This window comes from Plantactinospora endophytica, assembly GCF_016862915.1.
GTDB lineage: Bacteria > Actinomycetota > Actinomycetes > Mycobacteriales > Micromonosporaceae > Plantactinospora > Plantactinospora endophytica.
The window spans coordinates 196,794-223,137 of sequence record NZ_BONW01000042.1; the positions used below are offsets into that span (position 1 = coordinate 196,794).

Genomic DNA, 26,344 nt, shown 5'->3' on the forward strand with positions numbered 1-26,344 from the left:
CGAGGCTGGCCCTTCACCAAGGCCGGTGGTTCGGGCGCCCCCACCGAGGCCGGTGAGATCAGGCCACCTCACCGAGGCCGGTGGATCGGAGTCGCTTTTGTCGAGGCCGGGTGGATCGGGTCGAGGCTGGGGGGATCAGGCGGCGAAGAGCAGTAGCAGGCCGACCGTCGTGTAGAGCACCATCAGCACCAGCAGCGGAAGCTGGCCGACGACCGCGCTGCGCCGGTCGAGCAGCCGGAGCGCCCGGTCGTGTGCGAGCACCGTGCCGAAGACGTGACCGATCACGATCACGGTCACCTGGAGCATCGCCGTACCGGCCGGCGAGGTGCCGAGCGCCCGGACCTGCCACGAGCCGGTACCCAGCCAGTCCGCTCCGGTGCCGAGCGGATCGCTGAGCAGGGCGAGGGTGCGCTGTCCCTCCAGCACGAAGAGCGTGAAGTAGTGGGCGACCAGGTATCCGACGGCGATCGGCACGACCGAGTGGGCCAACTCCCCCGCGAACTCCCGCCCGGAGCGACCGGCGGGACGGGCGGCCAGCGCGGTCGCCACCAGGTAGGCGGCGAGTACCAGACCGATCACCAGGGCGAGTCCGACCGTGCCGACCAGCGGGGCCGGTACGGCACCGGACTGGAGGACGCGGACCCAGAACGGGGCGTTGGAGACGCTGTCGTACATGGTGGAACCGAGCAGCACCACCACGAACGCGACCAGGCCCGGTGCCGGTCGCAGCCCGGCGATCCCGTCCAGCGGATGCCGACGGACCAGCGTCCCGTCGGGCTGCCGGGCCAGCGGTGCCAACCGCCCGACGACGTCGCTGTAGACCTCGAACGCGTCTCCACGGTCGAACCAGCGGGACCCGTACACCACCGCGCCGGCCAGCGTGGCGACGGCGTACCCGGCCAGCCAGCCGCCGATGACCGGCAGACTCACCCGGTGCGGCGCCACCAACTCCAGCCAGACAAAGGCGAACAGTCCGGCGGCGGCCGGCCAGTAGCCGAGTCCGGACGGCAGGTCACGGAGTCCACGGGTCGGGTCCCGGCGCAGCGCCAGGCAGGCCAGCAGGTGCAGGGTGCGCAGCGGGTTCAGGGCGCGCCAGACCGGGCCGAACAGCAGCGACAGCGGCAGCAGGCCGACCCAGAACAGGACGTACAGGACTCCCGCCGTCGGGTTGTCCACCGTGTCCGGACCGGCCAGCGCGAGCCCGAGGTACGCCGCGACGACCAGTCCGACCAGCCGCCACAGCCACGACCAGGCCCGGGCGGTCACCACCCGCTGGACGGGTTCCGGCAGCGGTCGCGGCGGGCTGGTGTCGGCGCCCAGCCGTGGCTCGCGCCAGAGGGCGCCCAGCGCCACGAACGACACCACCAGGGCGACCAGAGCGCCGGCCAGCGCGAGACCGAACGGGATGGGCAGGTCCTGGCGTCCGCCGACCCCGTGTGCGAGCCACAACGCCGGCTACCGGACGACGAGCTGGAACAGTTGCAGGTCCTGCCCGTGTGTCTCGACCTCGTAGAGCCCGTCCCGGTCGGCCACGAACTCGACAGTGCCGGCGACCCCGGCCTGCAGGGTCACCGACTTGTCGTACCCGTGCACGTGCACCATGTCGGCGACGTCGCTGGTGGTGGTGATCCGGACGGTCTGGCCCCGGGACACCTCGATCCGGCCCGGAGCCGGCGACACGGTACCGCCGGTGATGGAGACCGTGACCGACTCGACGGTGCCGGTGACGGCCGGCTCGCCGTCCCCGCACGCGGTCGGTCCGATCAGGAGCAGTGCGAGCAGCGCGGCGGCGCGGTACCTCGACCGGTGTCGCCGGGGGTGGGACGGCATCATGACGGTTCTCCAGGGACGGTCAGGCGGGGCTGGTGGCGGTGCGAGGGATGACCGGCGACGCTCGCGGGGACGGTCAGCGGCGCTTGCGGCGGTTCGAGGTCGCGGCGGGGCCGGGCCGGCGGCGGGCCGGCGTTGCCGTGGAGCCGCCGCGCGAGCGGGACGCGGCGTCCGGATCGGCGGAACCGGACCGGGCACCCAAGCGGGCGGAGGAGCCCGAAGCGGCCGAGCGGGCCGAGGAGCCCGCGCGGGCCGGCCCGGGTCGGCGGCGGGCGGGGGTCGACGCGGGCTCGGCGGGTCGGCGGGCGACCCCGCCGATCAGGACGGCGGCCCCGGCCAGCAGCAGCGCCGGCACCAGCCAGACCCAGATGCCCGGACCGTCGTCCGACGGCGCCGGGGCGCCGGCCGACGCGGACGGCGGTGCCGAGGCCGGTGTCGACGCCGCGACGGTCGGCCGCGTCTGGCCGGCCGCCGCGACCAGCTCCGGGCTGGGCTGGTCGGTGGGAGCCTGCCAACCCGCCGGGGCGGGCGTACTGGCGCCGGTGTAGTTGAACTTCACCTCGCCCTCGACCTCCTCCCCGTCGGAGGCGACCGTCTGGTAGCGCACCACGTACCGGCCCTGCTCGGGCCAGTGTGCGACCGGCACCTGCACCGTGAATCCGACGTGGTAGAGCTGCGGTTGCCAGACGCCGTCCACCCGCTGGTACTCGCGTACCGGCTCGTCGAGGCGGATCGGTGCGCCGGTCGACCAGCGCTTGTCGACCCGTACGCCGCTCGGCGCGGTCACCGTGAAGTACGCGAACGGTGCGGGTTGTTCGGTGAACGCCAGCGTCAACGACTCGGCCGGCGTTGCCAGGGTGCCGCCGTCGGCCGGGGTGGAGACGGCGAGCTGCCCGTGCGCGAGGGCCGGTCGAGGCTCCACGATCGTGGCGCCCAGGGGGACGGCGACCAGGCTCAGTGCAACGGCGGTGAGCAGGCGCCTTACCGCACGACCCATCGCGTACCTCGGCTCTCGGTAGAAACCTTCCGCGAGGCTAACTGCTTTTGCTTGATCTGAACAGACTTTTCGATGTCCCGACGAAACTTCGGTTCGACCGGCTCGTACTGTCCATTTGCCTAGGTTGCCGATAGGTTTTGCCGAGATACTCGTCGCCGGACGAAGGGCCGCCCCGCCATGAGCTTCCTGTGGTTCCTGCCGACCTCCGGCGACAGCGACCAGATCGGCTCGGCCACCGTCGCCGCCGGTGCGGCCACGCACTCCCGGGCGGCCACGGTCGGCTATCTCAGCGAGGTGGCCCGGGCCGCCGAGGAGTCCGGCTTCACCGGTGCCCTCACCCCGGTCGGCTCGGGCTGCCCCGACCCGTGGATCGTCTGCGCCGCCGTGGCCCAGCACACCGAGCGGCTCCACCTGCTGGTCGCGGTACGGGCCGGCTTCGCCCTGCCGACCCTGCTCGCCCAGCAGGCGCACTCGTTCCAGCAGATCTCCGGCAACCGGCTCGCCCTCAACATCGTGACCGGAGGCGATCCCGTCGAGCAGCGGGCGTACGGCGACTTCCTCGACCACGACGCCCGCTACGCGCGTACCGCCGAGTTCCTGGAGGTGCTCCGGCTGGCGTTCGGCGGGCAGCGGTTCGACTACGCCGGCACGCACTACCGGGTCGACGGGGGCGGCCCGTTCGCACCGGCCGCCGTACCACCGCCGATCTACTTCGGCGGCGCGTCGCCGGCCGCCGAGGCGGTGGCCGGGCGGCTCGCCGACACGTACCTGATGTGGGGTGAACCGCCGGCGGCGATCGCCACCCGGATCGCCCGGATCCGGCACGCCGCAGCCGGCCGTCCACTTCGGACCGGGCTGCGCCTGCACGTCATCGCCCGGAAGACCGCGGCCGAGGCGTGGGCCGAGGCGGACCGGATGCTGGCCGGGATGAGCCCCGAACGGATCGCCGCCGCGCAGGCCCGGTTCGCCCGGATGGACTCCGTCGGCCAGGCCCGGATGGCCACCCTGCACGGCGGTACGACCGACGGGTTGACCATCGCACCGAACCTCTGGGCCGGCGTCGGTCTGGTCCGGGAAGGGGCAGGTACGGCGCTGGTCGGCAGCTACGCCGAGGTGGCGGCCCGGATCGACGAGTACGCCGACCTCGGCGTCGACGAGTTCGTCCTCTCCGGTTGGCCGCACCGGGAGGAGGCGCTGCGGGTCGGCCGGCACGTACTGCCCAGGACGGCGCTCGGTCGTTCCGTCGCCGGGCTCAGCGGCGCCCGCTGACCCGCACGGCGACCCCGCCGTCGAGGCCGGGCGACCAGCGGGTCGACGCCCGAGCCGGCGGTGACCAGGCCGGCGGTGGCGAGTGCGCGACGGGGTCGCAATGCACGTGTCCAGGATCGGTCAGCTCCCGGCGGGTGCCGGCGAGGTCGGGATCGGGGTGTCCGGCCGTCGACGCCGACGTGCCGCCGCCACGACCAGGTCCACGACGAGGAAGCCGAGCAGGGTGACGCCGAACAGCGGCATCGCCCAGCCGAGCAGGAAGACCACCGGCAGGCCGACGACGATCGCCCAGGCGGGCAGCCGCCACCACGCGCCTCTGGCCACCGGCGGGGCGCCGACGACGGCCCGGCGGTCGCCCCGGGTGGGTCGGCGCTGCCACCACATCCGGTAGCCCCAGAAGATCACGCAGAGCAGCCCGAGGGCGAGCACGGCCAGCAGGATCTGGTTGGCCGGACCGAACAGCACGCCCATGTGCGCCTGGACGCCCAGACTGCTCAGCTTCGCCAGGACCGGCCAGTCGGCGTAGTCGTTGCGCGAGACGACGGTGCCGGCGGCGGGATCGACGGCCACCGCGTCCTTGCGGACCGGCCACACGTCGTCGACCTGGGTGACCGCCCACGCCGACGAGGCGTCCGCCGGCGGACCGACCTCGACCGGACCGTCGAGCCCCTCGGCCCGGGCGACCCGCAACACCTCGTCGACGGTGGCCGGGTCCACCGAGGTCCCGCCGGTCGGGCCGCCGTGGTGCCCGCTGCCGCTGTCCGGGCCCGGCGCACCGGTCAGGGCGGTGGACAGTACCGGCCTGCGGGCGTCGAGCGTGTCCAGGGCCGAACCGAAGTGTGCACCGGCGTACCGCGACCAGGTCAGCCCGGTCGCGGAGAGGATGAGCAGCCCGACCAGCAGCCAGACGCCGGTACTGGCGTGCCAGCCCCGGGTCCGGCGTACCCCCTTGCGGGCGGCCAGGTCCGGCAGCAGCAGTCGACGTGCCCTGCCCCGGCTCCCCCGCTGCCGGCGCCACCACAGCGCGAGCCCGCCCAGCGCGATGATCCACAGCCAGCTCGCCGCCAGCTCCGAGTAGTGCCGCCCGACCGCGCCCAGATGCAGGTTCCGGTGCAGGTCGTCCAGCCAGGTCTGCAACGGCGTGGACCCGAACCAGGTGGTCAACTGCCCCTTCACCTGCCCGGTGTACGGGTCGACGTACACGGTGTGCTGTTTCTCCCCCAGGTCCGGCATGTCGAACACGACCTCGGTGGTCTTCCCCTGCTCGCCCGGCGTGACGGTCGCCAGCGTCCCCTCCGGATGGGCGGCGACGGCGGCGGCCACCTGCTCCGACACCGGCCGCGCCGAGCGGCCGTCCGACTCCGCGCGCAGCTCCGTGCCGTACACCATCGCGTCCAACTGCGGGGTGATCGTGTACGCCAACCCGGTCAACGCCGCCACCACCAGGAACGGCGCGACCAGCACCCCGGCGTAGAAGTGCAGTCGCAGCAGCAACGGACCCCACCCGTACGCCCGGCGGCCGGGCGGACCCGGCGCGGCGGATGCCTCGTCGGATGTCGGCGCGGGTCCGGCCGGGCCGGTGGTGGCGGCAGAGGTGACGGACATGACTACTCCGATCGGACTCACTGCCGGCACGGAAGCGCCGGCGTCCTTGCAGTAGTCGTCACCCACCCGTCGTTGGTTCCGTCGTCCGTCGCCGGTTCCGTCGTCCGTGTTCCGATCCACGGTGCTCTATCGGTTACGCCTCCCGGTGTGCCGCCGCCCGCCGCCACCGAAGCCTTGACCGCCGCCGCGCGGCGGGTGGGTTCAGCGGACGGCCGGGCCGACGGTGCGGGAACGCCAGAGCAGCCAGACGAAGTACGGCGCCCCGATCATGGCGGTGACCAGCCCGGCCGGGATCTGCGCGGGTGCGATGACGGTCCGGCCGAGGGTGTCGGCCAGGCTGACCAGGATCGCGCCGACCAGTGCGGCGACCGGCAGCACCCTGGCGTGCCGGCCGCCGACCAGGGCGCGGGCGATGTGCGGGGCGACCAGGCCGACGAAGCCGATCACGCCGACGGCGGAGACGGCGGTGGAGGTCAGCAGCGCGGCACCGGCCAGGGCGACCAGCCGGGTCCGTTCCAGGCGTACGCCGAGCACCCGGGGGGTGTCGTCGTCGAGGGCCAGCAGGTCCAGGTCACGCCGGGCCAGCGCGACGAGCGGGGTGAGCAGCAGCAGGGCGACGGTCACCGGCACCACCTGGGCCGGGGTGCGGCCGTAGGTCGAGCCGGAGAGCCAGGTCAGCGCCTTGGCCGTGTTCCACGGGTCGGAGCGGACGATGACGAAGGTGATCAGGGCCAGGCAGCCGGCCGAGACGCCGACCCCGATCAGCACCAGCCGGTCGGAGTCCAGCCCGCCACGCCAGGCCAGCCCGTAGACCGCCGCGAAGGCCAGCAGCGCGCCGCCGCCGGCCACCGTCGACATCGTCCAGACCCCGGCCAGGGGTACGAAGGTGAGCAGGGTGACCGCGCCGACCCCGGCCCCGGCGGTGACGCCGAGGATGCCCGGCTCGGCGAGCGGGTTGCGGCACACCGCCTGCACGGTGGTACCGGCGACGGCGAGCGCGGCCCCGGCCAGCAGCGCGGCGGCGACCCGGGGGTACCGCTGGTCGAGCACGAAGGTGTAGGCCGCCCCGGTACGCCCGTGCAGCCAGTTGAGCACGTCACCGGTGAGCAGCCAGGTGTCGCCGGCCAACATGCCGAGTACCAGCGCGGCGGCGACGCCGAGTACGCCGACCGCCACGACGACGCCGAGTCGGATGGCGGAGCGGGCGGCGGCCGGCCGGGCGGCCGGTGGCTGCCTCGTCGGTCCGGAGTCGCGGTGCCGGCGGGCGAGCCAGATCAGGATCACCACGCCGAGCAGTGTGGTGGCGACCCCGGTGGGAATGTCCACCCCGGCCTGCCCGCCCAGCGCACCGCGCAGCGCCACGTCGGCGGCGAGGACGAGGAAGGCGCCGGCGATGCCGGACATCGGCAGCAGTGCCCGGTGCCGGTGCAGGCCGGCAACCCGACGGGCGAGCAGCCGGCTGACCACCGGGGCGCCGAGGCCGACGAAGCCGATCGGCCCGGTCAGGGTCACCGCGGCGGCGGCCAGCCCGACCGCGAGCAGCGTACCGACGATCCGGAGCCGGCCGGCGTCGACGCCGAGTACCCGGGCGGTGTCGTCGCCGAGCGCGAGAATGTCCAGCCGGTGCGCGACGAGGAGGCAGCCGGCCGCGCAGAGCAGCACCACCGGGGCGAGTTGGCCGACGGCGCTCAGGTCGCCCTGCACCAGGGAGCCGTTGCCCCAGGCGAAGAGGCCGATCGTCGACTCCTCGAAGAGGAGCAGCAGCAGCGTGGTGAGCGAGCTGAGCGCCATCGCGGTCGCCGAGCCGGCCAGGATCAGCCGGGCCGGTCCGGCGGCACCACCGACGGAGAGCAGCAGCACCAGGCCGGCGGCGGCGAGACCGCCGACGAAGGCGACCGCACCGGCCGGCAGAGCCGGCAGGCTGAGTCCAGCCGCCGCGACGGCGACCACCGCGAGGTGCGCCCCGGCGTTGACCGCCAGGGTGTCCGGGGAGGCGAGCGGGTTGCGGGCCAGCGACTGGAGCACGGCACCGGCGAAGCCGAGGGCCACACCCACGGTCAGCCCGGCCAGCAGCCGGGGCAGCCGGGAGCCGACCAGCACCTGCGCGGCGGCCTCGTCGCCGTCGCCGACGGCCAGCCGGAGCAGGTCACCGACGTCGACCGAGGAGGTGCCCTGGGTCAGGTGCACGGCGGCGACCAGCAGGGTGAGCAGCACCGCCGCGCCGAACACCGCCGCCAGGCGGGTCCGGCCGGCGGGCGCCGGGGCCGGGGCCAGCGGTCGTACCGGCCCCGGCCGGGTCACGAGCTGGCTCAAGACGCGTAGATCCGGACGAGCTGTTCGACGTACTGGATGCCGGAGAGTGGCCCGCCGAACGTCCAGATGCCGTCCGGCATCCGGTGCAGCTTCTGCTGCTGGACGAACGGCATCGACCGCCAGATGGGGTTGCCGGCGAGGCCGCCGGTGAACACGTCGTCGCCGTCCGAGGCGTTGTAGAGGAACCGCACGTCGGCGTTCTTCAGCGCGGTCAGCCCCTCGACGTCGGTCTGGTCGAGGTCCCAGAGCGGGTCACCCTTGCCGGGCCAGGCGTTCTTCAGCCCGAGCTGGGTGCCGAGCTGGGAGACGAAGGTGCCCTGGCCGAACATCCGGATCGACACCGTGCCGCCCTCCAGGTAGCCGTCGGCGATCGCGAACTGTTGACCGGCCGCCCCGGCGGCGGCGATCTTCGCCTTCCCGTCGGCGATCGCGGCGTCGAAGTCGCCGAGTACCTTCTTCGCCTGGTCGGTACGGCCGACGGCGGTGGCGATCATCTCGAACTCCCGGCGCATCCGGCCGACGTTGTCGGTTGCGTCGCTGCCGGCGGTGACCAGGACCGGAACGTACTTTTCGAGCTGTGCCACGACTTCGGCGCCCCGGTTGGCCCGGGCCAGCACTAGGTCGGGTTTCAGGGCCACGATCGAGTCGACGCTCGGCTCCGCCCGGGTGCCGACGTCCTTGACCCCGGGGTCGAGCTTCGCGGCCGTGACCCAGGTGCCGTAGCCCTTGGGGTCGGCGGCGCCGACCGGCATCACGCCGAGCGTGACGAGCTGCTCGGTCTCGCTCCACTCCAGACCGACGACCCGCTGCGCGGGCCGGTCGAGCGTGACGGTCTTGCCCCGGGTGTCGGTGACGGTGACCGGCCCGCCGGCCGTCGCGGTGGGTCCGGCCGAGGTCGGCTCCGGCTCGGTGGTGCCGCACGCACCGAGCAGGAGTACGCCGGCCAGGGCGGCGAGGGCGGTGACACGAATTCGGTTCATGACGCTCATTTCGCAACTGTTCGGGTTCGGTGGGGTCGGACCCACGGGTGTCGTGGGCCGGGGAGAGGTCGTTCGGATGGTGGTCCGTCAGGCCGGCGCGGCGGCCCGCTCGGCGGCGGCGTTCCGGTGGTGCTCTTTCGGGACGCGGCCGACCCGGTGGGTGTGTCGGCCCACCGGTCGGGTACGCGGCCGGCCGGTGACGGGGTCGACGGTCACCTCGATCGGGATGCCGTACGCCCGGGTCAGGGCCTCCTCGGTGAGCACCTCGGCCGGCGTACCGGCGCCCTGCACCTGGCCGTCCTGGAGCAGCACGATCCGGTCGGCGATCCCGGCGGCCTGGTCGAGGTCGTGCAGCACGACTCCGACGGCCACGCCGTGCTCGTCGGCGAGGTCGCGTACCAGGTCGAGGATCTCCACCTGGTAGCGCAGGTCGAGGAAGGTGGTGGGCTCGTCCAGCAGCAGGATCCGGGTGTCCTGGGCGAGGCAGCTCGCCAGCCAGACCCGCTGCAACTCCCCGCCGGAGAGTTCGTCGACGCCCCGGTCGGCCATCCCGGCCACACCGGTGACGTCCATCGCGAAGCCGATCGCCCGGGGCCCGTCCGGGTCTCCGGAACGCCACCGGCCACGGTACGGGTGCCGGCCGTACCCGACGACGTCACGTACGGTGACCCCGCTCGGCACCGGTCGGCTCTGCGCGAGCAGGGTCACCCGGCGGGCGAACCGCTGCGGGCTCAGGTCGAGCGCGGGCGAGCCGTCGGCGAAGCTGACCGTGCCGTCGGTCGGCCGGTGCAGCCGGGCCAGCCCGCGCAGCAGGGTGGACTTGCCGCTCCCGTTCGGACCGACGAGTACGGTGACGATCCCGGGGGCGAGTTGGATCGACGCGCTCCGGACCACCGGGCGTCCGTGGTAGCCGAGGCAGAGTTCCACCGCGTGCAGCCCGTCCGGCGGACCGGAGGCACGTTCCGGCAGGTCATCGCGGATCGACATGGCCGTTAGGTTAGCCTAACCTTTGATCATGTCAAGTAGCGCGCAGGGGTCCGGTACCTCACATCCCGGCGCGCACCGGCTCAGTCAGCCGACCCGGGCGGGGGGCGATCTGGGCGTCGCCGGCGAGCACGCTCCTACTGAGCTTCGTGACCGGCGTCCGACCCCCGGCTGGCCGACGACGCTCCGGCGACGGCGGACGTGATGTTGAGACATGCGACACGCCCGACACACCATATGGTGTTGCCTGTTCCCTGCCACACCCAGATATGGTGTCCCGCGTAGCTGGTTCGGCCAATCCGCACGGGACGGCCGAGGCAAGAGGGAACCCGGTGGGAATCCGGGACTGCCCCGCAGCGGTGAGTGGGAACGACCGCCGTCACCACGCACTGGCGCCCGTACGGGTGCTGGGAAGCGACGGCCAGTAGGCGACGCCCCGGCGTCAGGCCCGCGAGTCCGAAGACCTGCCAGCGCGCCGCACGCCGACCGGTGTGCGGCGGTCGGAGGCCGCGCGGGACGGCCGACGCCACGGCCGGACGTCGCGGTTTGCCGCCGCGTGCCGGTGGCGTCCTCCTGCGCGCCCGAAGACCTTCGGTGCGGCGGGAGGAGGGGCCATGACGGTCATGCAGGAGACGACCGGCAGGCAGGAGACGGTCGGCACGCGGGAGACGGCCGGCGTGGGGCAGCAGCGCCGGCAGGTGATGCAGGTCCGCAAGCGTAACGGTGACCTGGAGACGGTCGACGTCAACAAGATCGTCCGAGCCGTGCAGCGATGCGTCGCCGATCTGGACGAGGTGGATCCGCTACGGGTGGCCACGAAGACCATCAGCGGGCTGTACGACGGCGCGACCACCGCCGAACTGGACCGGTTGTCGATCCAGACGGCGGCCGAACTGATCGGCGAGGAACCGCAGTACTCGAAACTCGCCGCCCGGCTGCTGGGCGCGTACGTTGCCAAGGAGGTGCACGGGCAGGGGGTCGCCAGCTTCAGCCAGTCCATCCGGTACGCCCACGAGCAGGGGCTGATCGGGGACGGCACGGCCGCCTTCGTGGCCCGCAACGCGCGCAAGCTCGACGATGCCGTCGACCCCGACGGTGACCTGCGGTTCGAGTACTTCGGGCTGCGTACCGTCGCGGACCGCTACCTGCTGCGGCACCCGCAGACCCGGCTGGTGCTGGAGACGCCGCAGTACTGGCTGCTGCGGGTCGCCTGCGGCCTGTCGGAGACCCCCGGCGAGGCGGTCGACTTCTACCGGCTGATGTCGTCACTGGCCTACCTGCCCAGTTCGCCGACGCTGTTCAACTCCGGCACCCGGCACACCCAGATGTCGTCGTGTTTCCTGGTCGACTCGCCGAGAGACGAGTTGGACTCGATCTACGAGCGCTACCACCAGGTGGCGAAGCTGTCGAAGTTCTCCGGCGGGATCGGCATCTCCTGGTCCCGGGTACGCGGTCGGGGTGCGCTGATCCGGGGCACGAACGGCCGGTCGAACGGCATCGTCCCGTTCCTGAAGACCCTGGACGCCGGGGTGGCGGCGGTGAACCAGGGCGGCCGGCGCAAGGGCGCGGCCTGCGTCTACCTGGAGCCGTGGCATCCGGACGTCGAGGAGTTCCTGGAGCTGCGGGACAACACCGGCGAGGAGTCCCGGCGTACGCACAACCTGAACCTCGCCAACTGGATCCCGGACGAGTTCATGCGCCGGGTCGAGGCGGACGCGGACTGGTCGCTGGTCGACCCCTCCGACGCCCCGGAACTGCCCGACCTGTACGGGGAGGCGTTCGACGAGGCGTACCGCGCCGCCGAGAAGAAGGCGGTGAAGACGGTCAAGGCCCGGGACCTGTACGGGCGGATGATGCGGACCCTGGCCCAGACCGGCAACGGCTGGATGACGTTCAAGGACCCGTCGAACCGGCTGTCCAACCAGACCGGCGTACCCGGCAACACCATCCACCTGTCCAACCTCTGCACCGAGATCCTGGAGGTCAACAGCGACGACGAGACCGCGGTCTGCAACCTCGGCTCGGTCAACCTGGCCGCACACGTCACGGCGGACGGAGTCGACTGGGAGAAACTGCGGGCCACGGTACGCACGGCGGTCGTCTTCCTGGACCGGGTGATCGACATCAACTACTACCCGTCCGCGCAGGCCGCCGCGTCCAACCCGCGCTGGCGGCCGGTCGGCCTGGGGCTGATGGGCTTGCAGGACGCGTTCTTCACGCTGCGCCTGCCGTTCGACTCTCCGCCGGCCCGGGAGCTGTCCACCCGGGTCCAGGAGGAGATCCTGCTGACCGCGCTGGAGACCTCGGCCGGGCTGGCCGAGCGGTTCGGCGCGCATCCCGCGTACCCGGAAACCCGGGCTGCCCGGGGTGACCTGCACCCCGACCTGTGGGGCGCGCGGCCCGGGCAGACCGAGCGGTGGGCCGCGCTGCGGGCCAGGATCGCCGCGCACGGCCTGCGCAACTCGCTGCTGGTGGCGATCGCGCCGACCGCCACCATCGCCTCGATCGCCGGCTGCTACGAGTGCATCGAGCCGCAGGTCTCCAACCTGTTCAAGCGGGAGACCATGTCCGGCGAGTTCCTCCAGATCAACACCTATCTGGTACGCGAGCTGAAGGCGCGCGGGCTGTGGACCGCCGCGATCCGCGAACGGATCAGACGGGCGGAGGGATCGGTGCAGGGCGTCACCGAGTTGCCCGAGGAGGTACGCGAACTCTTCCGCACCGCCTGGGAGCTGCCGCAGCGGGCGCTGATCGACCTGGCCGCCGCCCGCGCCCCCTACGTCGACCAGTCGCAGTCGCTGAACCTGTTCATCAGCGCACCCACCATCGGCAAGCTCTCCTCGATGTACCTGTACGCCTGGAAAGCCGGTCTGAAGACCAGCTACTACCTGCGGTCGCGCCCCGCGACCCGGATCCAGCAGGCCACCGTCGCCGTCACCCCGACGGCGATCGCCCCGATCTCGGTCGCCGACGCCGACGCCGAGGCGCTGGCCTGCTCCCTGGAAAACCCCGAATCCTGCGAGGCCTGCCAGTGACCACCACCTCCGAACCGACCACCGGCTCCGCATCCCGCACCGGCGCCGCCAGCACGGGTGGTCGGCATCTGCTGCTCGACCCGGGCATGGACCTGACCCTGCGCCCGATGCGGTACCCGCAGTTCTTCGACCGGTTCAAGGACGCGATCAAGAACACCTGGACCGTCGAGGAGGTCGACCTGCACTCCGACCTCGCCGACCTGGGCCGGCTCTCCCCGGCGGAGCAGCACCTGGTCAGCCGGCTGGTCGCGTTCTTCGCCACCGGCGACACCATCGTCGCCAACAACCTGGTGCTCAACCTCTACCAGCACGTCAACTCGCCGGAGGGGCGGCTCTACCTCTCCCGGCAGTTGTTCGAGGAGGCCGTACACGTCCAGTTCTACCTGAACCTGCTGGACACCTACGTACCGGACGAGCAGGAACGGTTCGCGGCGTTCGCGGCGGTGGAGAACATCCCGTCGATCGCCCGCAAGGCCGAGTTCTGCTTCAGGTGGATCGACTCGATCTTCGAACTGCGCGAGCTGAGGACCCGCGACGACCGACGGGCCTTCCTGCTCAACCTGATCTGCTTCGCCGCCTGCATCGAGGGCCTGTTCTTCTACGGCGCCTTCGCCTACGTCTACTTCCTGCGCTCCCGGGGCCTGCTGCACGGCCTCGCCTCGGGCACCAACTGGGTGTTCCGGGACGAGTCCATGCACATGGCGTTCGCGTTCGACGTGGTGGAGACCGTCCGGGCCGAGGAACCGGAACTGTTCGACACCGAACTGGAACGCCAGGTACGCGAGATGCTGGCCGAGGCGGTCGAGTGCGAGGTGCAGTTCGCCGCCGACCTTCTCGACCACGGCGTCTCCGGGCTGTCGCTGGCCGACATGCGGGAGTACCTGCAACACGTCGCCGACCGGCGGCTCGCCGTACTCGGCATCGCCCCCCTGTACGGCAGCGGGAACCCGTTCGCCTTCATGGAGTTGCAGGACGTCCAGGAGCTGTCCAACTTCTTCGAACGCCGGGTTTCCGCGTACCAGGTCGGGGTGACCGGCACCGTCAGCTTCGACGACGACTTCTGATCCGCGCGGTCGTGCCGCTGTCCCGCCCGACACGCAGGGGCGGGACAGCGGCACGACCCGTCGGTTCTCGACGCCCGACCGAAGTCGTCGGCGGTGCTGCCCGAGGCGGGCGATCGACAGCCGAGGCGGACGACCGGCAGTGGCCGGGAGCGTCCCGGGGTGGCGGCAACGGCCTCCGCCTCGACGGTCCCGGTGACATGACGGCGGCGGGTCGGCAGCATGACCGTCGGGTGGGCGATGCTCCAGGCCGCGCCCGTGCAGACCAACTCCTTGATGCGGGCGGCCGACCTGCCCGTGATCGCGGAAGGCTTGGCCTGGTCCTCCGGGGTCACGAACTGGATGATGCCGTCCCGGCGGCCGAGGCTGACGCACTGGAGGTAGTAGCCGATCGGCTTCTCCGGGACCTCGCGGCCGGTCAGCCGCGCGGCGATGGCGTCGGCGGCCTGCCAGGCCATCGGAATCCCCGACGCGCAGGACATCCGCAGGGTCTTGCCGCCCACTCCCTCGGCTATCCCGGCGTCGCCGACGGCGTACACGTCGGGGTGGGAGACCGAACGCATGGTGCCGTCGACGACGATCTGCCCGGTGTCGGCGACCTCCAGGCCGGTGGCGGCGGCGATCGGGTGCGTGCCGAAGCCGGCCGTCCAGACGGTCACCTCGGCCGGGATCCGTCCGGCGGTGCCGGTGACACCGGCCGCGTCGACGCGCGTGATGTCGGTGTGCTCGTGGACGGTGATGCCCAGCCGGGCGAAGACTCCGCGCAGGTGTCGCTGCGCCCGGGCGCTGAGCCAGTCGCCGACGCCACGGCGCGCGGCGATCGCGACGGCCAGGTCCGGCCTGCTCTCGGCGATCTCGGTGGCCGCCTCGATGCCGGTGAGACCACCGCCGACGACCAGCACCGTCCCACCCGCGCCGAGGTCGGCCAGCCGCTCGCGCAGCCGCAGCGCCGCCTGCCTGCCGGCGACGTGGTGGGCGTACTCGGCCACGCCGGGGACGCCGTGGTCGGCGACGGTGCTGCCGAGGGCGTAGACGAGGGTGTCGTAGCCGATCTCGCCGGTACCGGTCCGGTCGACGAGTTCGACGGTCCTGCGGACGACGTCGACGGCGGTCACCAGGGCCGGGCGTACCGTGACGCCGGTGCCCGCGAAGACGTCGCGCAACGGTCGGGGCCGCAGGTCCTGCCCGGCCGCGAGCTGGTGCATCCGGACCCGCTCGACGAAATCCGGATCGGCGTTCACCAGGGTGATCTCGGTGTCGTCGGAGTGCAGTCGCCGGGCGAGGCGCCCGGCGGCGTGGGCTCCGGCGTATCCGGCCCCGAGGACGACGATGCGGTGCTTCATGGTTCCGCCTCCTGTCAGGTGTGCGGTGCTCGCTACCTGAACCGGGCAGCGACGCGATCCCTGACAGGAGAAGCCTGTAACCTGGGTCACCAATCGGTGGCGAGCGGTTCGCCGCGCCCGGACGCGATCCACTGGCGCGTGACGCGCTCCAGCTTGTCGGGGTTGGCCTGGACGTGGATGCCGGCCACGCCGTCGGGGGTCACGTCGAGCGCCATGACGACGACGACCCGGTCTCCGGCCACCGCCAACATCGCGGGGGCACCGTTGACGACGGCGGCGTACAGGGCGAAACTCTCGCCGAAATAGTTCCGCACCATCGACCGCCTGGCCTCGGTCGCCGTGAACAGGCCACGCAGGAACCGCGCGATGGCGAGCGCGCCGACGACCGGGGTACCCCGGGCCGGGACCTGACCGCCGCCGTCGGCCACGCTCACCGCGTCGTCGGTGAGCAGCCTGACCAGCGGCCCGACGTCGCCGCTGAGGCTGGCGGCGAGGAACTCCTCGACGATCTTCCCTGCGGCGGCGGTGTCGGTCTCCACCCGGACCCGACCGGTGGCCATGTGCTGTCTGGCCCGCCGGTAGATCTGCTGGCAGTTCGCCTCGGTGACGTCGAGGATCCGGGCGATCTCGCCGTGCGGGTAACCGAACGCCTCCCGCAGCACGTAGACCACGCGCTCGTTGGCGGAGAGCCGCTCCATCAGGGCGAGCATCGCGATCGAGACCGACTCGCGCTGCTCGGCGGTCTCGGCCGGACCGAGCATCCGGTCCCCGGCCAGCACCGGCTCCGGCAGCCACTGCCCCACGTAGCTCTCGCGCCTGGCCCGCGCCGACGTGAGCTGGTTGAGGCAGACGTTGGTGAGCACCTTCGTCAGCCACGCCTCGGGCGTCTCGATGTGGCCCCGGTCGGCCGCCTGCCAACGCAGGAAGGTGTCCTGGACCGCGTCCTCGGCGTCGGCCGCCGAGCCCAGCAGGCGGTAGGCGATCGCCTCCAGACGCCCCCTGGAGCCCTCGAACAGGTCGACCTCACGCGAGCTGAGCGGCATCGTCCAACAGTTAAGCACGCCGACACGCAACGTCAACGCCCGACGTGCCGTCCACTCCGCACGTACGCCGGGCGGGACAGTCCGGGACTCCTCACCAGAACAAGGCCGAGAGCCTGGCTGGCGCGCTGGGGGTACCATCCCCGATTGATCAACTCCACAGCTCGCATTCCTCGTGATCGCTCCGACCTGGCTCCGGGGCGGGAAAGAGCGCCGTCTTGTCACAGTCGCCCCATCCGTACGGCCAGCCGCCCCCGTCGTACGGCCAACCGCCGACGCATCCGCCGCCCGGGTTCGCGCCGGGCGGTCCGGCGAGCCCGCCCTCGACCGGCTCCGGTCCGGCCTTCGGCCCACCGCCCGGTCAACCGGCACCGCCCCCAGCTCACCCGGCACCGCCAGCGGGGTACCCGGCACCGCCAGCGGGTTACCCGGGCACGCCGGGATACCCGTCCGGCTGGCCGACGGCACACCCGGCACCACCGGCCGGACATCCGATCCCGCCGACGGCCCCGGCACCACCGGCCGGGTACTACACCGCGCCGGCGGGACATCCGGTGCCGCCGGGACATCCCGCGCCGCCTTCGGCGGGTGGCGCGCGTCGTGGCCGGAAGCGCCGGGTGTTCGGCGTGCTGGCCGCGGTGCTCGGCGTGCTCCCGCTGCTGGCCGCCGGAGGACTGGTCTTCAGCGCGGTCAAGAACCACCGGATCCAGACCGGCAACGACGCGTTCATCCCGGCGGCCTGGCACAACCTGCGCACGGACGAGATCTTCCCGGACCTGTTGCGGGATCCGGCGGCCGGCGCAGGACAGTCGACGGGCTGGCTCCGGCAGGGCATCGCCGAGCAGAGCGGCTGCAAGGAAGCGCTGGTGGAACGACTCGCCGAGGTCGCGGTCGCGCAGGGCTGCACGGCCGTGCTGCGGGCGACGTACGTCGACGCCGGTGGCGAGGCCGCGGCCACCATCGCGCTCTGCGTGCTCGGCTCGAACGACCAGGCGCTCGCGATCGAGCGGTCGGGCTTCAGCGTGGTGGCGGATCGCCCGGGACCGATGGTGGTCCCGGTGGCGGTGCCGAAGACCGCCGCAGCGGGATGGCGGACCAAACTGGGGTACGGCGGTGGCACCGACAGCCCCACCCTGTTCGGCCCGTACCTGGCGGCGATCACCGTCGGCCCGACCGACCCGGACCGCCGGTACGGCGACCTGCCCGCCGGCTGGACCGCGACCGAGGAGCAGGAACTGCGGATCTACCAGACGCTGGCCATGGACCTCCTGGGCGCGTACTCACGGTCCTTCGACAGGGCGGTGAACGGACGATGAGCCGGTGGTGTCGGGCGGCGGTGCGGACCGTCGCCGGCGTGGGTATCGGAACGGCGCTGCTGGCGTTCGCGGCGCCCGCCCGGGCCGCCGACCGAGGCTGGGAACTCGACGCGCTCTCGGTGCCGGCCGCGCATCGCATCAGCCGTGGGAACGGAATCACCGTCGCCGTGATCGACAGCGGCATCCGCACCCGCCATCCGGTACTCGCCGGGCGGGCCACCGAGGGGCCGGACTTCCTCGGCGAGACCGACCAGCAGGAGTCCTGGTACGGCAGGCACGGCACGACAATGGCCTCCAACGTGCTGGACGTGGCGCCGGCCGCGAAGGTACTCGGGCTGCGCGCGATCCGGGACGACGAGGACCCCGACTTCAAGACCTGGGAACAGGGGCTCGGAAAGGCCCCGGCCGAGAACGAGGTGGGTGCGCTGGCCAAGGCCATCCGGCACGCCGCGGACGCCGGGGCTCGGGTCGTCTCGCTCTCGCTCGGCTCGGACGCCCCGTTCAGCGCCTACGACGGCGCGGAGCTGGAGGCCGTCCAGTACGCGGTCGCCAAGGGCGTCGTGGTGATCGCGTCCGCCGGCAACGAGGGCGACGAGCAGAACCCGGTCAGCTATCCGGTCGGCTATCCGGGCGTTATCGGTGTGGCCGCGAGTACTCCGACCGGTGACCGGGCGCCGTTCTCCAGCGTGCACTCGTACGTCGACGTGGCCGCTCCCGGTGTGCAGATCTGGGGCGCCAGGTTCGACTCGACCGGTCGGACCTCCGGACAGGGCACCTCGCAGGCGGGCGCGTTGACTGCCGGTGTCGCCGCGCTGCTACTGGCCAAGTATCCGAAGCTGGCCCCGCAGCAGGTCGCCGACCTGCTGAAACGTACCGCCTCGCATCCTGGGCGGCACGATCCGAAGACCGGGTACGGCGTGGTCGACGCCGCCAGGGCGTTACGCGCGGCGGCCAAGGTCGAACCGCAGCCGTTCGCCCTGGTGGGTACGGAGCGCGCGGGCGGGCACTTCGGCCCGGGCGACGACGGTACGCCCCGGCGCGTCGGGCAGCCGTGGGAGGTGGCCACCCTGACCGTGGCCGTCGTCCTCGGACTGATCGCACTGGCCATGGTCGCGGGCGGGTTCGTCCTGTTGGCCAGTGGCCGCCGGGCCCGGCGCAGAGGGGATCCGTCGCCCGTCGCCACGGTCCCGTCCGTGGCGGGCCATCCGCCGCAGCCGCGACCGTGGTGATCGCGGTCGGCGCCGCCGATGTCCCGGATCGCGGGGCACCACGGCGCCGACCACCGGTCAGCGCGGCGAGCTGTCGGCTCGACTCAGCCGTCCGTCCCGAAGTACGTCGAGTACGACGACGGGGCGAGTACCACATGGATCCAGCAGTTCTCGGCCCCGTCCAGGTGTCGAATCGTCACGGGCACCTCGGAGTACGCGGCCGTCACGCCGAGCGCGGCGAAGTAGGCGTCGGTGTCGAAGACGATCCGGTGGGCGCAGCGCTCGAAGACCTTCTCGGTCCAGTCGACGATTTGCCCGTGTACGTCGGTTTCACCGGATGCAATCGATTCCCACCTGTCTCGACCGATACGCTCGATACGGGCTGGCAGCCCGACGGCGGAGCGGCCGTAGACGCCGTCCAACACTCGCGCCGAAACCCTCATGTTTCTCACCCCACTTTTTATCCACACCGTTCGACGCGGCCCACACTCACGCGACAGACATCGCGGATGTCCGAAATGATCGTGTGCTCTGCTATCCGTCGGTCCTCGTCCCGCTACTGCCCGGCCATTGTGACGTTATCGCTGAAGGATGATGCCCGGCGGGCGACGCCGTGATAGTGCGTCGATGGAACGGCTTCCTACCTTGATCTCACACCGGCTGGAGCGACAGGGAACCGGATCGATCGGTGACCGGAAGCGACAGCAGGCCCAGACGACAGTTAGCGGGTCGGAACTCCTCGACGAAGGCAGGTAGGTTCATGCGCAGTCTGTCCAGCATTCGCAGCATCATCGTCGCCGCCGCCGCAGCGGCGGTCATCATCTTCGCCGGCGTCAGCGCGGCCCAGGCGGACGCACCGCCGACCAACCCGCCCACCACATTCGAGGGCACCCCGCTGCCGACACCGACGCCGACCCTCACGAGTGACGAGAACACTCCCTGGGGCTGATCCTCCGGCGGTGCCCGCACAGCAGCACGGCACCGGCGACGCCCCACCGAAGCAGGAGAACTCCGGACCCGCCCACGTTGTCCCACGGGGGGACGACGCGAGGGTCAGGCGGACGTGGCGGGCTCGTCCAACGAGCGCCGCGACTGCCTGGAGATGAACGGTTCGCCACCCGACACGGGTATCGCATAGTCAAGGCCGCCGCGGCCGCCAGCCGCGGCGGCCGCGTCGGCGAGCATACTGAGCGCCTTCGCCTCGAAGCTCGGCGCCCGCATCCCTCGGAACAGTCCCAGCGAGCGCCGCAGCAGGTCGACCGCCTCCGAGGGCTTGGTCTGGGCCAGGGCCAGCTCACCCAGTCCGAGCAGTACCCGCGCCTCGACCAGCCGCTCCCCTGCGGCGCCGGCCAGCCCGAGCGCCTCCTCGAACGCGGCACCGGCCGCCTCGAACGCCTTCTGGCCCAGGTGCACGGCGCCCAGACCGTGCAGCACGTACGCCTCGCCGACCGGGTCGCCGATGTCCCGCACCGCCTCGAGGGCCTGGCCGAACACCTCGACCGCCTCGGTGTAGGAACCCTGCTCCTGGTGCAGGCCGCCGAACCGGTGCAGCACCTGCGCCTCGACCCGGCGGCTGCCGGCGCGCCGGCTGAGCGCGAGCGCCTCGGTGAGCATCTGCTTCGCGGCGTCGAGCCGACCGCCCTCCAGCCGTACCTGCGCCAGGCTGTGCAGCACGTAGGCTGCCGCCACCAGGTCGCCGTCGCGGCGGAAGACCTCCAGCGCGTGTTCGTAGCGGCGCGAGGCCCGGTCGAGGTCGCCGCCCATCCGGTCGAGGAACGCGAGGTTGCGCACCGCCAGCGCCTGGCCCTTGTCGTCGCCGACGGCCTGGAACAGTTCGAGGGCGTTCTCCAGCTCGCTACGCGCGTCGCCGAACCGCTGCTCCACGATGGACAGTGAGCCGGTCGAGTAGAGCATCGCGGCCTGGCCGAGACGGTTGTCCGCCTGCCGGGCGGCGGCGAGCGCGATCTCGTGTGTCTCGCGCCAGTCGTTGAGGTAGAGCCGGGACTCGAACAGCGTCACGGCGGTGATCGCCAGATCCCAGCACAGGTCGACCAGGCCGGCCTGTGCCGCGCGGCGGATGCCGGCCACGATCGTCGAACGCTCCCGCTCGAACCAGCGCAGCGGCGGCGTGACGAGCTGCTCCACCAGCTCGTCGGGGAGCCGCCAGCGGAACGCCGTACTTCCCAGGTGCAGGAAGTTGCCGCCGTAGACGCGCCGGTGCGCCTCGGAGGAGAGGAAGAGCAGCGCGCCGAGCACCCGCTCCAGCGCGGCGTTGCGTTCGGTGACGCACTCCTCCGCCGCCAGGCGCTCGCGCGCGAAGACCCGGATCAGGTCGTGGAAGCGGTACTGGCTGTGCAGCCCGAGCCCCGCGTCGGTGGTCTCCACCAGTTGGGCGTCGGCGAGGCTGTCGAGCAGATCCTGTGCCTCGTAGAGCGGCTTGTCCAGCAGTGCCGCGCTGACCCAGCCGGAGAAGGTGGGCAGGTCGACGACGGCGAGCCGGCGGAACAGCCGCTTTGCCTCGTCGTCGACCGCGTCGTACGCCAGCGAGATGCTCGCCCGGATGCCCATCCCGCCGTGCTTGAGCTCGTCGAGCCGGCGCGTCCCGTTGGCCAGCCGGTCGACGAGCTGTTCGAGAGTCCAGTGTGGACGGGCCGCCAGCCGGGCACCGGCGATGCGGAGCGCGAGCGGCAGGTGCCCGCAGAGTTCGCCGAGCTCCACGGCGGCGTCCGGCTCGTCCAGGACCCGCTCGATCCCGACGATCCGCGACAGCAGCTCGATCGACTGCCGGGCGTCGAACACCCCGACGTCGACGTGGACGGCTCCGGGGATGCCGGAGAGCCGGCTCTGGCTGGTGATCATGACGGCCGAGCGTGGATTGCCGGGCAGCAGGGGAAGCACCTGCGCCTCGCTGTCGACGTTGTCGAGCACGATCAGCACCCGCCGGTTGGAGAGCAGGTCGCGGTACATCTCCGCGCGCTCCTCCAGACCGTCCGGCATCCCGTTGCCAGGCACCCCGAGGGTGCGCAGGAACCGTTCGAGCACCTGCATCGGGCCGACCCGCTGCGAGCCCCGGCCGTGCAGGTCGGCGAAGAGCTGGCCGTCGGGGAAGTCACCGGAGACGCGGTGGGCGACGTGCACGGCGAGCGTCGTCTTACCCACCCCCGGCTTGCCGACCACCACGACGACGGGAACCGCGAGCTGGTCGGGGTTGTCCTGGGCGTCGGCATAGCGCTGCTGGATCGCGTCGACGTGCTTGATCCGGCCGGTGAAGTCGCCGATGTCGGTCGGCAGCATGTTCGGCGCGCCGGGCGCCGGGAACCCCACCGTCACGGCGCGCGGCTCGGCGGGTGCGGGCTCGACCGGCTCGACCGGTACGACGACCGGGACCGGAGTCGAGAGCTGTAGGGACGCGTCCGAGGTGAGGATGCCGTGTTCCAGCCGCTGCAACCACTCGTTCGGCTCGATGCCGAGTTCCTCGATCATCGTGTGCCGGACCGAGCGGTACACCTCGAGTGCCTCGGCCTGCCGGCCCGACCGGTACAGCGCCAGCATGAGTTGGCCGCGCAGCCGTTCCCGCAGCGGATGTTGGGCGATGAGTTCGGTCAGCTCGACGACCAGGTCGCGATGCTGGCCGAGGCCCAACTCCAGCTCTATGCAGTCCTCCGCGATGGAGATCCGCCGCTCGTTGAACCGACTGACCGCGTTCTGCACCACCGCACTGTCGATGTCCTCCAGCGCCGGCCCGCGCCACAGCCGCAGCGCCGCGCGGTACTGCCGTACCGCCTCCTCGGGCTGCCGCGCGTCCCGCGCCCGCCGGGCTCCAGCGACGAGGTCGTCGTACTGGTGCAGGTCGAGCGCGCCCGGTTGGAGCTCCATCACGTAGCCCTTGGAGCGGGTGACGATGGTCTCGGACTGGCTGTGCAGCGCGAACGCCCGCCGCAGCGACGAGATGCAGATCTGGATCTGTGCACGTGAGGTCGACGGAACGTCGTCGCCGTAGATGGCGTCGATCAGCCGGGCGATCGGCACGACCCGGTTTGCCTCGAGCAGCAGGCTCGCCAGGACGATCTGTTGCCGTGACCCGCCGAGTTCGATGCGCCGGCCGTCCGCCAGCGCCTCCAACGGACCGAGCACGCGAAACTCCACACGAAACCCCCGATGCGCCCACGGATGGCCCCCGCCAGCCGTGTAGCGTGTTCAGTGTGTTCAAGCCTTGAGCACATTGACGCGGCAGGTAAAGCGACGGCGTGAGCGGCTAACCGCCACACCGGCCCGGCGACCGCAGCTCATAACCTTTCCCGTGATGACACAACCGCCGGTCGACGACACCTCAATGGATCGACCGCACACAGCCGACGTCAATGCAGAGCGGGACGTCAATGTGCAACGTCTTATTGCTCCCGTGACTTTACCCCAGCCTGCTACACAAAGCGGGACGCTTTCCGCGTAGGGACGATCACCGGAAGGGATCTCGATCCTGACCGTACGGGGGTTGCGCTGCGGGGCACGCGTGAGCAAAATCCACGCCTCCGTGGCAGGCAGGGTGTTCCGTCCCTTCGGTCCGATCGAACCACAATCGACGTACCGCTGTTACGGGCATGCTTCGCCAAAGGCCGATCTCTGGTGTGTATTGACACCAATCAGACGGGCGCGAAAACGTCCGAATCGCACCGGTCCGCCCGTCCCGGGCCACGACGCCGAACCCCGCGCGTCATGTCCACCGTGGCTGCCGCAGCCAGGTCCACACCTCGCCGAAGGGGCAGCCGGTGGTGGCGACTCAGGACGGAACGGGCCGGCACTCCAGCACCGACAACTCGGTGCCCTCGGCGCCGCGTACGGCGTCCAGTGTGAACCCCGCGCCCGCCAGCAGCGCCGTCCACTCCGCTCGGGTCCGCTCGCGCCCACCCACCGCGGCGAGCATCAGCAGGTCGTTGCGGAACACGCCACCCGAACCGGTACCCGGACCGTCGTCCGGGGCCACCCGGTCCACCACGAGCAGCCGGTCGGCGGGCCGGCACCGGCTCAGTATCGTCGCGGCCGTACGGTCCGGCCAGTCGTGCAGCACGCTCGCCAGCAGGTGGACGTCGCCGGCCGGCAGCGGCTCGGTGAACATGTCGGCCGAGGCGAACCGGATCCGCCCGGCGAGGTCGGCCCGGTGCCGCAGCGGCGAGAGTGCGAGCACCGAGGGCAGGTCGTGCAACACCCCCCGCAGCGACGGCCGCGACTCCAGCAGCCGGCGCAGCAGCCCGCCCGTCCCGCCGGCGACATCGACCAGGACCCCGTCCGACGGCCACACCGGCAGGTCGAGCAGGGGCGCGTAGGTCAGCTCGGCGCGGTCGTCCATGTGCTGGTGGAACGACCGCATCGCCTCCGGGGTGGCGGTCAACCGGTCGAACAGCGGCGCGCCGAAGACAGTCGGGTAGCACGGCTCGCCGGTGCGTACGGTGTCCAGGAAACCGGTCCAGAGCCGGAACAGGTCGTTGTCGGCGAACTCGGCGCGCAGGCTGCCGGGGACGTCGGACCGCAGCAGGTCACCGGCGGGCAGCAGGTACCAGGTGTCCTGCTGCTGGCGTACGACGCGCAGCTCGGCCGCCACCCGCAGCACCCGGCGCAGTGCGTCCTCGTCGGCGCCCACCGCCTCGGCCAGCGCGGCGGTGGGCTGCGGCGAGGCCGCCAGCCGGTCGGCGACGCCGAGCGCGCAGAGCGCGTACAGGACGCGTCCGGGCGCGGGGTCGGCGAGCGCCCGCAGTCGCGCGACCTCGGCGGTGACGTCGACACGGACGTCACCGCCCCGCGGTCGCGTGGCCGCCGTCATGCTGCCCGTGGGCCGGTCGTTCCGGACACCTCGACGAGCGCCGCGCAGGCCGCCGCCTCGCTCTGCTCCAGCCGACCCGACCAGTAGCGGTTCAGCCGGCCCTCGAAGACCTTGGCGTAGTAGCCGAGGTAGGTGAGCTGCTGCTGCGGGGTCAGGTCGGGCGTGATGAAGAAGACCAGGTCGGCCGGGACCATGTGGCGCATGCCGAGGATCGGCAGCGGGCTGGTGAACGGCCGGAAGTCCTCGCTGTACAGGCCGGCCGTCTCGTGCTCGGGCCAGAAGTCGCCGAGCATGAAGCCGAGCGAGACGAACTCCTCCTTGAGCCGGGCGTGCACCCGGCCGACCATCGCCTTCAGCTCGGTCTCGGAGTTGCCGAACGGGACGATCAGGTTGACCAGGTAGACGTGGTCGGCGCCGAGTTCGGCGGCGCGCTTGATCATCTTTCCGCGCATCTCGCGGGCGAGCGCGGCGAGCGCGGCGTCACCCTCGCTGGAGTCGAAGTCGACAAGCGTGATGCAGTCCTGGCGCAACGCCTTGACCATGTACGGGCAGACCACCCCGTCACGGCCCAGTTCCGGATGCGGATTCGCGGTGTAGTCGCTGACCCATTGCTGTGCCCATGCGACGCGCTCTGCGACGGACATGCGACGTCCTTCCCCTCGTGGCAGTGCTGAACCCGGCCGACGTTACGGACCTCGGCTATTGATGCCTTATACGAGCGGCTTCGGTCGAGGCCACTGCCGACGGATACGACCTGGATAGCCACGGTCGATAGCGTGCGGACGCTCCCAGCCTTTACTAGGAGGTCGCATGGTCCTCGGTGTCCTCGGCGGGATGGGGCCGTTGGCCTCCGCCGCGTTCGTCAACACCGTCTACCGGTTCGATCCGGCCGACCGCGAGCAGGACATGGCGCGGGTACTGCTGGACTCGGCACCGGCCTGTCCCGACCGTACCGAGGCGATCCTCAACGGGACCGGCGCGGAGCTGGTCTACTGGCTCGACGAGCACCTGGGCCGGTTGGTCGACGCCGGAGCGGACTCGGTGGTGATCGCGTGTTTCACCGCGCACCACTTCCTGCCCCGGCTCGATCCGCGCCTGCGCGCTCCTGTGCGGTCGCTGATCGGTCAGGCGATCAGCACGCTGCGCGAGCGCGACGGAAGGTACCTGTTGCTGTGCACCGTAGGCGCGCGGCGGGCCACGGTGTTCCCGCGCGATCCCGGCTGGGCCGAGGTCGCGTCCCGGGTCGGCTGGCCGGACGAGGCGGACCAGCGTGCCGTGCACGACATGCTCTACCGGATGAAGCGGCACGGCCCGCTGCGCGAGGCGGTCGACATGGTCCGGACGCTGCGTTCGCGGTACGGCTGCACCGGGGTGGTGCTGGGCTGCACCGAGCTGCACCTGGTCAGCCAGGAGCTGTGCGATCTCCTCGGCGAGGCGAACGTGGTGGACCCGCTGCGCGAGATCGCCCGCTCGCTGCACGGTTCCGGTCTCGCACCGGCGCGGACCGACCCGAGGCTGCTCGTCGCGCACTGACACGCCCCGAAGGCG

The 26,344-nt window shown here is 72.0% G+C and carries 19 protein-coding genes, 1 pseudogene and 1 riboswitch; of the genes and pseudogenes, 7 read left to right on the top strand and 13 right to left on the bottom strand.

Annotated elements, in window-relative coordinates; genetic code table 11:
* Positions 1–135 precede the first annotated feature (135 nt).
* From Pen02_RS35770 to Pen02_RS35780, 3 genes are all read right to left on the bottom strand, one after another.
* A complete protein-coding gene (locus Pen02_RS35770) occupies positions 136–1,449 on the bottom strand; it encodes a hypothetical protein (protein ID WP_203870614.1) in 1,314 nt (437 codons plus the stop codon).
* Between the two features lie 6 nt (positions 1,450–1,455).
* Positions 1,456–1,833, bottom strand: a complete 378-nt coding sequence (locus Pen02_RS35775; protein WP_203870615.1) for a cupredoxin domain-containing protein — start codon at positions 1,831–1,833, stop codon at positions 1,456–1,458.
* Between the two features lie 73 nt (positions 1,834–1,906).
* Positions 1,907–2,827, bottom strand: coding sequence for a copper resistance CopC family protein (locus tag Pen02_RS35780; protein WP_203870616.1), 921 nt, complete (start codon positions 2,825–2,827; stop codon positions 1,907–1,909).
* Between the two features lie 177 nt (positions 2,828–3,004).
* Between Pen02_RS35780 and Pen02_RS35785 the strand changes: the two genes are divergently transcribed.
* Positions 3,005–4,096, top strand: a complete 1,092-nt coding sequence (locus Pen02_RS35785) for an LLM class flavin-dependent oxidoreductase (RefSeq protein ID WP_203870617.1) — start codon at positions 3,005–3,007, stop codon at positions 4,094–4,096.
* A 120-nt stretch (positions 4,097–4,216) separates the two neighbouring features.
* Here the strand turns inward: Pen02_RS35785 and Pen02_RS35790 are convergent, their stop codons facing one another.
* From Pen02_RS35790 to Pen02_RS35805, 4 genes are all read right to left on the bottom strand, one after another.
* Positions 4,217–5,701 carry a PepSY-associated TM helix domain-containing protein gene (locus Pen02_RS35790; protein ID WP_203870618.1) on the bottom strand — a complete coding sequence of 495 codons (1,485 nt, stop codon included), beginning with the start codon at positions 5,699–5,701 and terminating at the stop codon, positions 4,217–4,219.
* A gap of 201 nt (positions 5,702–5,902) precedes the next feature.
* On the bottom strand, positions 5,903–8,014 hold the full coding sequence (locus Pen02_RS35795; protein WP_203870619.1) for an iron ABC transporter permease: 2,112 nt from the start codon (positions 8,012–8,014) through the stop codon (positions 5,903–5,905).
* Positions 8,011–8,994, bottom strand: coding sequence for an ABC transporter substrate-binding protein (locus tag Pen02_RS35800; protein ID WP_203870620.1), 984 nt, complete (start codon positions 8,992–8,994; stop codon positions 8,011–8,013). Before Pen02_RS35800 ends, Pen02_RS35795 begins: the two co-directional genes overlap by 4 nt.
* 87 nt (positions 8,995–9,081) lie before the next feature.
* Positions 9,082–9,981, bottom strand: coding sequence for an ABC transporter ATP-binding protein (locus Pen02_RS35805; RefSeq protein ID WP_203870621.1), 900 nt, complete (start codon positions 9,979–9,981; stop codon positions 9,082–9,084).
* A gap of 266 nt (positions 9,982–10,247) precedes the next feature.
* A riboswitch (cobalamin riboswitch) is annotated at positions 10,248–10,464 on the top strand.
* A 137-nt stretch (positions 10,465–10,601) separates the two neighbouring features.
* Between Pen02_RS35805 and Pen02_RS35810 the strand changes: the two genes are divergently transcribed.
* Positions 10,602–13,013 carry a ribonucleoside-diphosphate reductase subunit alpha gene (locus tag Pen02_RS35810; protein ID WP_372445736.1) on the top strand — a complete coding sequence of 804 codons (2,412 nt, stop codon included), beginning with the start codon at positions 10,602–10,604 and terminating at the stop codon, positions 13,011–13,013.
* A gap of 86 nt (positions 13,014–13,099) precedes the next feature.
* Positions 13,100–14,077, top strand: coding sequence for a ribonucleotide-diphosphate reductase subunit beta (locus Pen02_RS35815; RefSeq protein ID WP_372445737.1), 978 nt, complete (start codon positions 13,100–13,102; stop codon positions 14,075–14,077).
* A gap of 185 nt (positions 14,078–14,262) precedes the next feature.
* Here Pen02_RS35815 and Pen02_RS35820 read toward each other — a convergent pair.
* Together Pen02_RS35820 and sigJ are read right to left on the bottom strand one after the other, a co-directional pair.
* Positions 14,263–15,417, bottom strand: a pseudogene (locus tag Pen02_RS35820) (NAD(P)/FAD-dependent oxidoreductase); the annotation flags it as partial.
* An 86-nt stretch (positions 15,418–15,503) separates the two neighbouring features.
* Positions 15,504–16,460, bottom strand: coding sequence for an RNA polymerase sigma factor SigJ (gene sigJ, locus Pen02_RS35825; protein WP_203870623.1), 957 nt, complete (start codon positions 16,458–16,460; stop codon positions 15,504–15,506).
* 614 nt (positions 16,461–17,074) lie between these two features.
* Here sigJ and Pen02_RS35830 point away from each other — a divergent pair.
* Both Pen02_RS35830 and Pen02_RS35835 read left to right on the top strand, forming a co-directional pair.
* On the top strand, positions 17,075–17,773 hold the full coding sequence (locus tag Pen02_RS35830) for a hypothetical protein (RefSeq protein WP_203870624.1): 699 nt from the start codon (positions 17,075–17,077) through the stop codon (positions 17,771–17,773).
* A gap of 38 nt (positions 17,774–17,811) precedes the next feature.
* The gene (locus tag Pen02_RS35835; protein ID WP_203870625.1) at positions 17,812–19,002 is read left to right on the top strand and encodes a S8 family serine peptidase; all 1,191 of its coding nucleotides are present in this window, start codon (positions 17,812–17,814) and stop codon (positions 19,000–19,002) included.
* Between the two features lie 83 nt (positions 19,003–19,085).
* On the opposite strand, the gene Pen02_RS35840 is transcribed toward Pen02_RS35835, so the two are convergent.
* Positions 19,086–19,451 carry a hydroxyisourate hydrolase gene (locus Pen02_RS35840; protein ID WP_203870626.1) on the bottom strand — a complete coding sequence of 122 codons (366 nt, stop codon included), beginning with the start codon at positions 19,449–19,451 and terminating at the stop codon, positions 19,086–19,088.
* A gap of 290 nt (positions 19,452–19,741) precedes the next feature.
* On the opposite strand from Pen02_RS35840, the gene Pen02_RS35845 reads away from it, so the two are divergent.
* A complete protein-coding gene (locus Pen02_RS35845) occupies positions 19,742–19,930 on the top strand; it encodes a hypothetical protein (RefSeq protein ID WP_203870627.1) in 189 nt (62 codons plus the stop codon).
* Positions 19,931–20,034: 104 nt separating this feature from the next.
* Here the strand turns inward: Pen02_RS35845 and Pen02_RS35850 are convergent, their stop codons facing one another.
* From Pen02_RS35850 to Pen02_RS35860, 3 genes are all read right to left on the bottom strand, one after another.
* On the bottom strand, positions 20,035–23,115 hold the full coding sequence (locus Pen02_RS35850; protein ID WP_239141842.1) for an AfsR/SARP family transcriptional regulator: 3,081 nt from the start codon (positions 23,113–23,115) through the stop codon (positions 20,035–20,037).
* Between the two features lie 643 nt (positions 23,116–23,758).
* The gene (locus Pen02_RS35855) at positions 23,759–24,796 is read right to left on the bottom strand and encodes a methyltransferase (RefSeq protein ID WP_203870629.1); all 1,038 of its coding nucleotides are present in this window, start codon (positions 24,794–24,796) and stop codon (positions 23,759–23,761) included.
* Complete coding sequence (locus Pen02_RS35860; protein ID WP_203870630.1) at positions 24,793–25,440, bottom strand: DUF6875 domain-containing protein; 648 nt, start codon at positions 25,438–25,440, stop codon at positions 24,793–24,795. Before Pen02_RS35860 ends, Pen02_RS35855 begins: the two co-directional genes overlap by 4 nt.
* 166 nt (positions 25,441–25,606) lie before the next feature.
* Here Pen02_RS35860 and Pen02_RS35865 point away from each other — a divergent pair, with 166 nt between their 5' ends.
* On the top strand, positions 25,607–26,329 hold the full coding sequence (locus Pen02_RS35865; protein ID WP_203870631.1) for an aspartate/glutamate racemase family protein: 723 nt from the start codon (positions 25,607–25,609) through the stop codon (positions 26,327–26,329).
* Positions 26,330–26,344: the final 15 nt, after the last annotated feature.